A 12,699-nucleotide genomic window follows, 5' to 3' on the forward strand; every position below is an offset into this window, starting at 1 on the left:
ACTGTAGCGGTGCCTACTGGCATCGACAATGCCTCCGACTGGAATCACAATGTTGCGTCAAACTTGACAATGCTCACTCAGGCGCTTTATGGATCTCCATCTCGTCCAGGCTTTCGTCGACATCGTGGAAGCCGGCAATCTGGCCGAAGCCGGCCGGCGGCGCGGTGTCACGCGCTCGCAGATCAGCCGCCAGCTTGGCCAATTGGAAGAACAGGCCGGCGCGATGCTGCTGCGGCGGACCACGCGCCGGCTAGAGATGACCGACGCGGGACAATCGCTCTACGAGCACGGCTTGCGTATCCTGCAGGAAGTGGCGGCCGCGCAGGCCGAGATCGACAGCCTGGGCAAGACGCTGCGCGGTCATGTGCGCGTGAGCGTGCCCACCGGCCTGGGCGATGCGTTCATCGCCCCGCTGCTGCTGCAGTTCGCCGAGAAGCACCCGGGCATCTCGCTGCGCGTGTTCTTTGCCAACCGTGTGACCGACCTGATCGCGGCGGAAATCGACGTGGCGCTCAAGGTAACGTCCGAGCCGCCGCTCGATACGGTGGCGCGCGACGTGTGCCCGATCCATTGGCAACTCTGTGCCTCGCCCGCCTATCTGGCCGGCATTGCGCCAATCCGGGAGCCCGCCGATCTGGCCGCCTGCCGCTTCCTCTGCCCGCCCTACACGTCCAGGCGCTTCCTGCTGACCCTGGGCCGCGATACCTGCGACGGCCCGGAACGCGAGGATGTCGACATCACGCCGTACCTGCAGTCCGAACACTTTCCCTTCCTGATGAATGCCGTGCGCCAGGGGCACGGCATCAGCCTGCTGCCGCTCTACATGACCTGGGAAGATGTGCGGCGCGGCACGCTGGTACCCGTGCTGCCCGACTGGAAGCCCAAGGGACTGGGCAACCGGCTCTACATCTTCACCACTGCGAATCCGCATCTGTCGATGGCCACGCGGGCGCTGATCAGCTTCCTGCGCGAGACGGTGGCGGAGCTGGACGTGTTCAAGGAGCGCTGAAAACTCCACATCGCACGGCATCGTCGATTTGCACTCGCCCTGCAAACTTTCAATTCGCAAGCTATGATCCATGTCATAACTTGCAACCTGAAAGTAAAAGAGCGAGGAGACACATGATACCGACCGATTTTTCCACCATGCCTTGCCCGATCGCGCGGTCGATGGCGATGCTGGGCGAGCGGTGGGCGATTCTGCTGATGCGCGAGGCCTACTACGGCAGTTTGCGTTTCGATGAGTTCGAGAAGAACCTGGGCATCGCCCCGAACATACTTAGCGCCCGGCTCAAGACGATGGTCGAGCACGGGCTGCTCGACAAAGTGCCGGCCCCTGGCGGCGGCGCGCGCCACGTCTACGTGCTCACCGAGATGGGCCGCGACTTCTTTCCCGTATTCGTTACGCTGAAGGACTGGGCGGACCGGTGGCTGGCCGATCCGAAGGGTCCGCTCACCGTGCTCGAGGACAAGCGCGAGGGCAAGGAAATCATCGCCGGCAAGCTGACGCGCGACGATGGCAGCGCGATCACCGTGGACGACCTGCGCGTAAAACCCGGCCCAGGCGCCGGTCGATATCTGCGCGCGCGTTTTGGCGAACCATCCTCGGAGGCGGCCGATCATGCAAAAGTCTGATGCGCTTGCGCTCGATGGTTCGGCGGCCCTTGCCGAGCCGGTGCCCGCCACCGAGATCGCGCGCGGCATTGCCGTGCTGGCCGCGCCGACCAGTCTGGTGGCGTTCCTGCAGGCCGGCGCGCAACTGATCGAAACCTGGCTGGCCGCGCGGCAAGGTACGGCATCGCTGGCCGGATGGGCCGTGGTGCTGCCATTCGCGCTGCTGCTGCAACAGATGTCGACGGGGGCGATGGGCGGGGGCGTGGTATCGGCCATCGCGCGCGCGCTCGGCGGTGGCAAGCGCGAGGAGGCATCGTCGCTGGTGCTCCACGCGCTGATCATCGCGGTGACGGCCGGGCTGATTTTCGCAATCGTGCTGGCAGGCTTTCCGCGCAGTGTGTTCGGTGCGGTGGCCGGCGCGACGGCGGCCGAAGCCGCGGCGAGCTACGCGATCTGGCTGTTCGGCGCCGGTGCGGTGCCCGCGTGGCTGGCCAATACGCTGGCATCGGTGCTACGCGGTGGCGGACGCCACGCGCTGGCAGCACGTGTGCTGGGCGGCATGTGGGTGGTGTTTCCGGTGCTGTCCTGGTGGTTGGCGGAGCGCGTCGGCATGGGCCTGGCAGGCATCGGCGCGGCCCTGGCGGCCGTGTCATGGGGGGCGGCGTTGGTGATGGCCTATGTGGTGTTCCGTGGCGGCGCGGGCTTCGTGCCGTCGCTGCGCATCCGCCCGTCGAAGGCGCTGTTCTACCGGATTCTCTCCATCGGCCTGGTGGCCTGCGCTCTCGCATCGGTCGCCAACCTGACCACGATTCTCGTCACGGCCCAGTTGCGGCATTACGGCACCACGACCGTGGCTGCCTATGGCATCTCCGCGCGGCTCGAATTCCTGATGATCCCGCTCGCGTTCGGCGTGGGCTCCGCGTTGACAGCCCTGGTGGGCCGCGCGGTGGGCGCCGGTGACTGGCATACCGCGCGCCGCACCGCCTGGGTCGGCGCGTTGCTCGCCTTGCTGATTGCCGGGACGGTAGGGGCGGCGGTCGGGCTGGCGCCAAACCAGTTTGCCGGACTGTTCACCCAGGACCCCAACGTCGGCGCGATTGCCGCGCGCGCGCTGTCGTGGGTCGGCCCGGCGTTCGGCGGCTTCGGGCTGGGGATGGCGCTCTACTTCGCGTCGATGGGTGCGGGCCGTATGCGTTGGCCGATCGCCGCGGGCCTGTGTCGTATCGCCCTGGCGGCGGGCGGTGGCTGGCTGCTGGCCAACGTCGCCGGGATGGGGCTTGACGGACACTTCCTCGGCGTGGCGCTCGGCATCACGTCATACGGACTCGTCACGGCCATCGGCGTGCGCAAGGGGGAATGGTCGCCGCGCCACTAACGGCTGGTGGTCAGCCGCTAATGGCGATTGGTTGATGGCGGCCTCCTTACCTGCGGAATCCCCCGCGGAAGTGGCCGCCACCACCACCGAGGCGTCCACCTCCGCCCTGGAATCCGCCGCCACCGAAACGGCCTTGCCATTGCTGCGCCGCTGAACTGTTGAAGCGCTGCTGGCCGGCCTCGCGCGCCTGGCGCTGCTGCTCGAGCTGGCCCTGCACGTTGTTGTTCGGCTGCACCGGTTGCCAGCCGTTGGGCGTGTGCTGCTGCCAGCCGTTGTCGGTGTGCTGGTAGACGTTGCCGTCGTGCCCGGCGTAGACATTGCCGTTGTTCCAGGCCACGGCATTGCCCTTGTCCGGGTTGGCGACGAATCCGCGGCTGCCCGCCGTGTGCTGCCCGGTCTGGGTATTGCCCGCGACGCCCGCTTCCGCAGCGCCGACGCGTCCAGTCTGCGCGTTGTAGCCCGCAGCCTGTCGCCCTGCCGCATAGTTGCCGTTGTACTCATTGCCGACCACGCCGCCACGCGCGGCGCCTTCGCGGCCGGTGGAAGGATTGGCGAACGAGCCCTGACGCCCCGCCGCATAGTTGCCCGAGTACGGATTGAACGCGGCGCCCCGGCTGCCCTGGTAGCGCGCCCCGGTAGCGGCGTTATAGCCGTAGCCGGCCGTGCCGCGCCATTGCGTGCCCGTCCAGGCATTCCAGCCCTCGGCGTGCGTGACCGTGCCCTGCCCCCAACGGCCATAGAAGTTGGCTTGGTTCACGTTCACGTAGTTCCAGTTGTACGGGCCGCCCCACCAGTACGGCCCCCAGTACGGAGCCGCCGCGCCCCAGATCGCGCCAGCCGCGAATCCGAAAGCGAAGCCTTCGGCCACGCCGATGCCAAACCCGGCGCCATAGCCATAGGTCACCGGGTATCCGTAGTAGTAGGTGCCGACATACGGCGGATAGACGTAGCCGGTGCCGTAGACCACGGTGCCGTCCGGGCTGACCACGACGCCCATGTAGCCGGGCGTGTAACCCACCACTACCGTTTCCGGCGTCACCGAATAGATGCGCACATAGGTCACGTAGTACACCGGCGAGCTCGGCGGAATCGTGTAGATCGCGGAAGGCACCTCGGTCGCGACCACCCACGGGCCATCCGGCGCACTGGAGGTGAACCAAATGCCGTTCGACACCGCGTAGTAGCGGCCGCTATCGACCTCGATCACGGGCGTGCCGGTGTTCACCGCGTAGCGCAGCGACGTACCGGTGATCGGCTCGAACTTCGGCGCGCCATCATAGGTCGCGGTCATCGTGGCCTTGGTGCGCGACACCGAGGCCGTCTGCGGAATCGTCGCCGCGATCTCGGCTTCCCGGGCCTGTGGCGTGCCGGGGACGGACACCAGCACGTTCGACTTCGGGTCCTGCGGCGAGATCTTGGCGAAATTGGCGGGCAGCTTGTCGCCGGGGACGAACTCCCACGGCCCGCTCAGTACCGGCGCCCGGAACCAGCGGCCCGAGATCAGCACGTAGTACTGGTTGGTCGATGGGTCCAGCAGCACGGCGTGATCGGCGTTGCCCACCGTCAGCAGCTCGACGCCGCCGACCGGCTTCATCTGCGGCTCGCCGTCGGTGACCACCAGTTCCGCAGGGCCGGTTGCCAGCAATATGGTGGGCGGCCGCGCGGGCTTCTTGCCATCGGCAGGCATCATCGGATCGGGCCTGGTCTGGTCCTTGGCCGCCTGCAGCTTGCTGGCGGCGCCCAGCACGGCCGCGGGCGGGTTGGCCACGCTATCCCAATGACCACCGGCCGATTCCGACCGATACCAGTAACCCGCCGCCTGCAGCCACAATTCGCCGCCCTGCTCGCGCAGCATCAGCGCGCGGCTGTTGATCGCGCGCTCGATCTGCGTGCCTGCCACTGCGCGCCAGACCGGCTCGCCATCGACATGCACAAGCAGCGTGGGCGTGGTCGCGAAGAAAATTTGCGGCACGTCGTTCTTGACCGGCACCCTGGTTGCGCGAGCCAGTTCCTGCGACACCGCGTAGCTGGCCTGCAGTTCATCGAGCGGGACGGTCAGCCCCTTGGGCGGCAGCCGGCCGATCAGCGCCGTGCGCACCTTGTCGGCCGCATCGGGGCGTGTGGGCACGTCAACGCTATCGATCTGGATCTGCGTGAGCTGAACCAGCCCGGATGGCTTGTCGATATCGGCCTGCGCCGAGAACCGGGCCACGCCGTAGGTGGGCGTGCCGTCCTTGTCGCCAACGGCCACCGCGGCCCGACCCGACAGCCGGTTGCCTTCCCATTTCTCGATCTCGGGCTGATAGAGCTCGATGTGCTCCCCCGCGGCGTCGAAGTTGCGCGGCCAGTTCAGCGACGGCAGCTTCTGGGCCGCGCTGGCCGAGGTTCCGGGATTGGCCGCCAGGACGGCAGGCGTGACCGCCGTCAGCAGGGCGGCTGCCATCAGTGCCTGGCTCAGGAACGTGCGCTGCGGGAATGACATGAGATCTCCGGCATGAGTGAGCAGTATGCGACACCGCTCGTATCGTCGGTCGAATCTAAAGTAGTGCGAAGACTGGAACAATCCGCCTCGAAAACATTCAGGATGACCACGGAAATCTGACAGATCACCTTCTCTGGGCCGGCCAGGAATTTCGGGATGGTGGCGTGCATCTTTATGCTCTCCGATTCATGTTACGCCTCTCGAAACCCCTTGAAGCGCCCCGGCTGCGCCCTCACTTTCTAACGATCTCATCTTCGCGCCCCCGCCATGAGTGCCATACGTTCCCGACGTTCGCTACTGATCCCCGTGCTGATCGTGGCGCTACTCCATGTCTATATCGGCGTGCGGCTGCTGCCCGGTCTGCCGGTGCCAATGATCGTCCACAGCCTTGCCGTGCTGTGGCTCATCGCCTCGACCCTGCTGATGCCAGCCGCGTTGATGGCGCGCCGACTATCGACGCCGTGGGCCGACCAGCTTTCGTGGGTCGGCATGATGGCGATGGGGTTCTTCTCTTCGCTGCTGGTGCTGACCATTGCGCGCGACCTCTTCCTGTTGGTGACGCTAGCCATTGGCTGGCGTCCGCCCGGCCTGACGGGCTATAGCGCCCTGGGCGCGATTGCGCTGGCCCTCGCCGTGACGGTGATCGGCTTCTTCCAGGCGCGCGGGCTGGCGAAGGTCAAGGAAGTGGACGTGCCGATCGCCAACCTGCCCGACGCGCTGCACGGCTTCACGATCGCGCAGATCAGCGATATCCACGTGGGCCCCACCATCAAACGCCCGTATATCGATCGCATCGTCGATCGCGTGAACAGCCTGGCGCCCGATGCGATCGCTATCACCGGTGACCTGGTCGATGGCTCGGTGCGCGAGCTTTCCGCGCACACGGCGCCATTCGCGCGGCTATCGGCGCGGCACGGCGCGTACGTGGTCACAGGCAACCACGAGTACTACTCTGGCGCGGAAGCCTGGATCGTGGAGTTGCGCCGCCTGGGGCTGCGCGTGCTGATGAACGAACACGTGGTGGTCGAGCGGGGCGACGCCTCGCTGGTGCTCGGCGGCGTGACCGACTTCACGGCCGGGGGCTTCATCGAGAGCCATCGCAGCGATCCGGTGCAGGCCCTGGACGGCGCGCCCCGGGACGCGGCAGCACGCGTGCTGCTGGCGCACCAGCCACGCACTGCGCCGGCTGCTGCGGCGGCGGGCTTCGATCTGCAACTGTCGGGGCATACCCACGGCGGACAGTTCTGGCCCTGGAACCTGTTCGTGCCGATGCAGCAGCCCTACGTGCATGGGCTGAACCGGCATGACAACCTGTGGGTGTATGTGAGCCGTGGAACCGGCTACTGGGGGCCGCCGAAGCGGTTCGGGGCGCCTTCGGAGATTACGCTCGTGAGGCTGGTGAGGGGGTAAGGCTGGTGAGGGCGTAGGGCTGGATGGTTTTCTCCCCTCTCCCACAAGTGGGAGAGGGGAGCCAATCAAAACTGCTTTACCTATCAGCGCGTGATCGGCTTATACCGAATGCGCTTCGGCTTCGCGGCCTCTTCGCCGAGACGCTTCTTCTTGTCGGCTTCGTATTCCTGATAGTTGCCAGGGAAGAACTCCACGTGCGAGTCGCCTTCGAAGGCGAGGATGTGCGTTGCGATACGGTCCAGGAACCAGCGATCGTGCGAGATCACCATCACGCAGCCGGCAAACTCGAGAAGCGCGTCTTCCAGCGCGCGCAGCGTTTCCACGTCCAGGTCGTTCGACGGTTCATCCAGCAGCAGCACGTTGCCGCCGGCAATCAGCGTCTTGGCCATGTGCAGACGGCCACGTTCACCGCCTGACAGCGTGCCCACCTGCTTCTGCTGATCGCCACCCTTGAAGTTGAAGCGGCCGATGTACGCACGCGACGGCGTTTCGTACCTGCCCACGGTCAGGATGTCCGACCCGCCCGAGATCTCCTCGAACACGGTCTTGTTGCCGTCCAGCGCATCGCGGCTCTGGTCGACGAACGCCATCTTCACCGTCGGCCCGATCTTGATCTCACCGCTGTCCGGCTGTTCCTTGCCAGTCAGCATCTTGAAGAAGGTGGACTTACCGGCGCCGTTCGGGCCGATGATGCCGACGATCGCGCCCGGCGGCACCTTGAAGCTCAGGTTCTCGATCAGCATGCGATCGCCGAACCCCTTGCTGACGTTGTCGAACTCGATGACCTCGTTACCCAGGCGCTCACCCACGGGGATGAAGATCTCCTGGGTTTCGTTGCGCTTCTGGTATTCCTGGCTATTCAGTTCGTCGAAACGGGCCAGACGCGCCTTCGACTTGGCCTGACGACCCTTCGGGTTCTGGCGCACCCACTCCAGTTCCTTGTTCAGCGCCTTCTGACGGGCCGATTCGCTGGCCTCTTCCTGCTTCAGGCGGTTTTCCTTCTGCTCCAGCCACGAGCTGTAGTTGCCCTTCCAGGGAATGCCGTGCCCGCGGTCCAGTTCCAGAATCCACTCGGCGGCGTTGTCCAGGAAGTAGCGGTCGTGGGTGACGGCCACCACGGTGCCCGGGAAGCGCGTCAGGAACTGTTCAAGCCAGTCGACCGATTCGGCGTCGAGGTGGTTGGTCGGCTCGTCGAGCAGCAGCATGTCGGGGCGCGACAGCAGCAGGCGGCACAGCGCCACGCGACGCTTTTCACCACCGGACAGATTGCCAATCTTGGCGTCCCACGGCGGCAGGCGCAGCGCGTCGGCGGCGATTTCGAGCTGCAGCTCGGCGTTATTGCCGTCGCTGGCGGACAGGATCGCCTCGTACTTGGCCTGCTCGGCAGCCAACGCGTCGAAGTCGGCGTCCGGCTCGGCGTAGGCGGCGTAGATCTCGTCGAGCTTCTTGCGGGCTTCGAACACCCCGCCGAGCGCCTCTTCGACCGATTCACGCACGGTCTGCTCGGGATCGAGCTGCGGCTCCTGCGACAAATAGCCGATGTTCAGGTTCGGCATCGGCGTGGCTTCGCCTTCAATCTCCTTGTCGAGACCGGCCATGATCTTCAGCAGCGTGGACTTGCCGGAGCCGTTCAGGCCCAGCACGCCGATCTTGGCGCCGGGGAAGAAGGACAGCGAGATGTCCTTGAGGATGTGACGCTTGGGCGGAACGATCTTGCCCACGCGGTTCATGGTGAAAACGTACTGTGCCATTGGGGTGCGCGTTCGGATGGATGTCGGGGAATGGCGGGAGTGTAGCAAACGGGCGGGCGCTGCCCCGGCCACACCGGATGAAATCGGGCGCGGCAAGTACAATATCTGGTTTCCCAATCGAACCCGATTGCAGTCGATTCCATGAGCAAAGCCGCCCTGACCCTCCGTTTCAAGTGCAAGAAGTGCACAAAACCCGTCACCCTGTACCTGCAGAAGACGTCCGCGTGCTCGCACATCCTCCCGTACCAGGGCTTCTGCAAGTGCGGCGAAATGATGCGCCATGCCATCGGTGACAAGGACGCCGTCGAGTCGTTCGTGAATTCGATGGACAACAGCTGGATGCATCACCACCACCATCACTGAGCATCGTGAATGAAGCGTGGCGCCCGGGCGCGAAAGACCCGATGCGTTTTCTTGGCGGCTATCCGCCCGATGTGCTCGCGCAGGTGCGCGCACTGATCGATGCCGACCGTCTGGGCGAGCACATCGCCCGGCGCTACCCGGACCGCCACACGATCCAGACCGACCGCGCGCTCTACGACTACACCTCCGAGATCAAGCAGGAATACCTGCGCAGCGCGCCACCGCTGCACAAGGTGCGTTATGACGCGCGGCTGGACACCGCCCAGCACGCGCTGGGGCTGCATACCGCGATTTCTCGCGTGCAGGGTGGCAAGCTGAAAGCCAAGAAGGAAATCCGGGTGGCGTCGCTGTTCAAGGAAGCACCACCGGAATTCCTGCGCATGATCGTCGTGCACGAGCTCGCTCATTTGAAAGAGACCGACCACGACAAGGCGTTCTACCGGCTCTGCGAATATATGGAGCCGCGCTACCACCAACTGGAATTCGACACGCGATTATTCCTGGCGTGGCGAGAGATGGAAAAGCGCGGCGGCGCCTGAGAATCTCCCAGAATCAGTCGCAGCTATACCGATACTTGTCGTTCAGCGCCAGCGGCAGCACCAGCGTCCGGATACTCAGCGCGGCAGCGTTGGCGCATAACGCCGGCCGCTTTGTCGCATCCTTCCACTTCGTCGCATATTCCACGTTGAACACCGGCTTGCCTTGCGCCGTGAAGGCCGAGTATCCGCCGCACTCGTTGTACTGGAAGCATTGCTCGTTAATCGCGAAATCAAATGACGATGCCAGATCGGTGAGCTGGCCGACGTCGTTCTTCAATCCGATCGCCAAACCGCGCGCATGTGCCGCGTTAGCCAGAAAGCGGTTGTAGTCGAGCTGGGTGTCCGCCGTGAGCGGCAGGCCGGTGTTATTGGTATATCCATCGACATTGTCGGGATCAACGCCGTCGCACCCCTTCGAGACCGCCAAATCCATACGCGCGGCCATGATGCCGCGCACATTGCTGGATCGCGTATCCAGCCAGCGCTCGCCCGCCCAGCCGCTGAGTACGTTGCCCATATCCGAGGGCTGGAAACTCTGGAAATCGGGGCGCCAGTCCTCGCTGCTTCCCGCGGAGAAATAGCAGACGACTCGCCTGCCCTGCTCCTTGAGCGATGCAATGGTCGACGGTGGCGTGTCGAACAGGTCGAGCACGTAGACCGCGACGTTGTAACTCGTATCGAGTTTTCCCTGGAGTTGAAGCTGCCACGTGTCGGTTACCGATGGCATCCAGCGGACTGGATTGGCGACCATACTGTTGTTCACCTGCTTCGTCGAAAGCGTGGCGGCTTCCGTCACCCGAATCACCGTGCCGCCCGAATTGTCGTCCCCGCCACCACCACAGGCCGCTACTGCGATAACGGCCGTTACCGCAGCAAGGCACACCCTCACCGAGCTTGCCAGTTTTCCATCCATTTCAATTGCCCTTCCAGTTGAACCCCAACAAAACCTTCAATTGGCCGCTATATTCTTCCGCCCGCGCAGTCGGCCAACACACGGGAAGTGTCTTTCGTGGAAAAGGCATATGTGACGCACGGCGCATTATCACGGAGCCGGGTCTGGTGGTAATGACAACTTGCGTCGATGGGTGGAAATGCGACACCGGTGCCACGAACACATCTCACCGATCATCAAGAAGCTTGCCTCCGTAACCGATATCGGATTCGATTGTGAGTTCGCAAAAATGTCACTTTCAGTTTCGCTCGTGGACGGACAACGAATGTCCGTTTCGCAATTTTGAGGTCCCAATCGCTATAGGTCCGATTTTCAAGTCTTATGTGTGCAACATCCGGGCGACCAGAGAAGCCCGAGGCAGCAACTCCGCAATATTCTGTCAGTCAGCGCTTCCTAAGAGTCTCCGCCGGTGCCTGCCTTGCCGTACTGATGCTGTTGGCCTGGCTGGTCTCTCATCAGTGGCAAGCATTCTCGCGCAGCGACCAGGCACTCTCGGATTTCGAGATCTTCCGTGCGGCGCTGCTGGCGATGGAAAAGGTATCAGCAGAACGCGGCCCCATGAATGCCGTGCTTGGCGAGGATGTACCGATGCCGGCGCAGCGCATCGCGGCACTACGCAAGGCCCGCGAGGAAAGCGATGCCAGTCTGCGTGACCTCGACGCAGCGATCGAGGCTAGCCACTGCGAGGAGTGCGCCGCGCTTTACGTGACAGCCACCCACGCGATCACCATGCTGGCGGAGGCGCGCAAACATGCCGACGACGTACTGCTGGTGCCGCGCCAGACCCGATCCCCAGAGCTGCTGGACAACGCCGTTAACCACATGGCGAACGTCATCCCGATCATTGCAGGCATCGCCGATGGCACCATCGGGGACATCGTCAGCGGCGACGCTGCAGTCCTGGACGTCCTGCAGATGGCCCGGCTCGCGGCCGCGCTGCGCGAACACGCCGGGCTGCTCGGTTCGCGCTTTACGGGCGCGCTCGCATCGGACCGGCAACTGACCGAACAGGAGCAGCAACGCATCTTCAACAGCGAGGGCCGCGTGGAGCAGCTTCGCACGCTCCTGGCATCGCACGCCGGCCATCACCCTACCCTCGCGCCGGAAGCGGTAAGACGTGTCGGCATGGTGTATGGCGAAGCCGGACTGGCTTATGTCACCAAGGTCTACCGCCGCGCGAAACGTCCGATGGGCGCCGGCATCACCACCGGTGATTTCGCCGCGCAGTATGTGCCGACGATGCTGCCGATCGTCCAGTTGCGCGACGAGATTCTCGACCACGCCCGCGCGCGCTTGCACCGCAACCGCGACGTCACCCTGACGCTGCTGCTCGGCGCATTCGCCATCGCCTTCGCGCTGCTGGGAACGATGATCTGGCTGCATTCGCTGTTTCGCCGGCAGATCCTGAAACCATTCTTCGCGGCCACACGGTCCATCCTGGCCATTGCGAACGGCAATCTCTCCGTACGCGTGCCATCGCCCAACAACTACCGTGGCGAAATCCGAGCGCTGCTCGAGGCCGTTCACACACTCAAGCGCTACAGCCTGGACAAGCAGCAACTGGAACAAGACCGCCAGCGACTGATCGCCCAGCTGACCACCATGGCGGAAACGGACGCGCTCACGCAGTTGCTGAACCGTCGCGCACTCGAAGCACGGGCTTGCGACCTGTGCGCAAGCCCTGCAGCCGACAAACCCTACGTCGCGCTGGTGATGTTCGATATCGACCATTTCAAGCGGATCAACGACACATATGGGCATATCGCGGGGGACCGGGCGCTTGAGATCGTTGGCGCCGTGTGCCGGGAAGTGCTGGGTACCGGAGACCTGGCCGCGCGCTTTGGCGGGGAAGAATTCGCGGTGGTTTCGCTGGTGAGCACACCCGGCGAAGCGTTGAGGCTCGCCGAGCAGCTAAAGGAAAAGCTGCGCGAGATCCGGGTGACGCTGGAGAGCGCCAGACCGTTCGGCATGACGGTCAGCCTCGGCGTCGCCATCGGACGCCGGGAGGATGTGGGCCAGGACCTCTCGGCGCTGATCAGGCAGGCGGATCTGATGCTTTATCGGGCGAAGCGCGGGGGGAGGAATCGGATTGAGGGGGATTGGGAACTGATGGTTGGTTGAGTGGCGGACGCCAAGCAACTGTTATCACGTCGCCACTGGCCGCCAGATACTCTTTAGATGCTACAGTCGACATCCCCATCCGACATAACATC

11 protein-coding genes are annotated in these 12,699 nt (G+C 64.4%); 7 read left to right on the top strand and 4 right to left on the bottom strand.

Annotated elements, in window-relative coordinates; genetic code table 11:
* The first annotated feature begins 88 nt into the window (after positions 1-88).
* From RMET_RS16125 to RMET_RS16135, 3 genes are all read left to right on the top strand, one after another.
* The gene (locus RMET_RS16125) at positions 89-1,009 is read left to right on the top strand and encodes a LysR family transcriptional regulator (RefSeq protein WP_011517698.1); all 921 of its coding nucleotides are present in this window, start codon (positions 89-91) and stop codon (positions 1,007-1,009) included.
* 113 nt (positions 1,010-1,122) lie between these two features.
* Positions 1,123-1,635 carry a winged helix-turn-helix transcriptional regulator gene (locus tag RMET_RS16130; RefSeq protein WP_011517699.1) on the top strand — a complete coding sequence of 171 codons (513 nt, stop codon included), beginning with the start codon at positions 1,123-1,125 and terminating at the stop codon, positions 1,633-1,635.
* Entirely contained in the window at positions 1,622-2,989 is a 1,368-nt protein-coding gene (locus RMET_RS16135) for an MATE family efflux transporter (protein ID WP_011517700.1), read from the top strand. The genes RMET_RS16130 and RMET_RS16135 overlap by 14 nt, the downstream gene beginning before the upstream one ends.
* A gap of 46 nt (positions 2,990-3,035) precedes the next feature.
* Here RMET_RS16135 and RMET_RS16140 read toward each other — a convergent pair whose 3' ends face one another.
* Together RMET_RS16140 and RMET_RS33975 are read right to left on the bottom strand one after the other, a co-directional pair.
* On the bottom strand, positions 3,036-5,471 hold the full coding sequence (locus RMET_RS16140) for a carbohydrate-binding protein (RefSeq protein WP_011517701.1): 2,436 nt from the start codon (positions 5,469-5,471) through the stop codon (positions 3,036-3,038).
* Positions 5,444-5,641 (bottom strand): hypothetical protein, encoded by a 198-nt coding sequence (locus RMET_RS33975; RefSeq protein ID WP_011517702.1) that lies wholly within the window; start codon positions 5,639-5,641, stop codon positions 5,444-5,446. The genes RMET_RS16140 and RMET_RS33975 overlap by 28 nt, the downstream gene beginning before the upstream one ends.
* Positions 5,642-5,738: 97 nt before the next feature.
* Here RMET_RS33975 and RMET_RS16145 point away from each other — a divergent pair, with 97 nt between their 5' ends.
* Positions 5,739-6,881 carry a metallophosphoesterase gene (locus tag RMET_RS16145; RefSeq protein ID WP_011517703.1) on the top strand — a complete coding sequence of 381 codons (1,143 nt, stop codon included), beginning with the start codon at positions 5,739-5,741 and terminating at the stop codon, positions 6,879-6,881.
* Positions 6,882-6,964: 83 nt separating this feature from the next.
* On the opposite strand, the gene ettA is transcribed toward RMET_RS16145, so the two are convergent.
* Positions 6,965-8,632 carry an energy-dependent translational throttle protein EttA gene (ettA, locus tag RMET_RS16150; RefSeq protein ID WP_008643099.1) on the bottom strand — a complete coding sequence of 556 codons (1,668 nt, stop codon included), beginning with the start codon at positions 8,630-8,632 and terminating at the stop codon, positions 6,965-6,967.
* 141 nt (positions 8,633-8,773) lie between these two features.
* Here ettA and RMET_RS16155 point away from each other — a divergent pair, with 141 nt between their 5' ends.
* A complete protein-coding gene (locus RMET_RS16155) occupies positions 8,774-8,995 on the top strand; it encodes a hypothetical protein (protein ID WP_011517705.1) in 222 nt (73 codons plus the stop codon).
* Positions 8,996-9,036: 41 nt separating this feature from the next.
* Positions 9,037-9,534 (top strand): M48 family metallopeptidase, encoded by a 498-nt coding sequence (locus RMET_RS16160; RefSeq protein WP_011517706.1) that lies wholly within the window; start codon positions 9,037-9,039, stop codon positions 9,532-9,534.
* Positions 9,535-9,547: 13 nt separating this feature from the next.
* On the opposite strand, the gene RMET_RS16165 is transcribed toward RMET_RS16160, so the two are convergent.
* Entirely contained in the window at positions 9,548-10,447 is a 900-nt protein-coding gene (locus RMET_RS16165) for an endo alpha-1,4 polygalactosaminidase (RefSeq protein WP_011517707.1), read from the bottom strand.
* A gap of 468 nt (positions 10,448-10,915) precedes the next feature.
* Between RMET_RS16165 and RMET_RS16170 the strand changes: the two genes are divergently transcribed.
* Positions 10,916-12,607, top strand: a complete 1,692-nt coding sequence (locus tag RMET_RS16170; RefSeq protein WP_035821295.1) for a GGDEF domain-containing protein — start codon at positions 10,916-10,918, stop codon at positions 12,605-12,607.
* Positions 12,608-12,699: the final 92 nt, after the last annotated feature.

Source organism: Cupriavidus metallidurans CH34, from assembly GCF_000196015.1.
GTDB classification, from domain to species: Bacteria; Pseudomonadota; Gammaproteobacteria; order Burkholderiales; family Burkholderiaceae; genus Cupriavidus; species Cupriavidus metallidurans.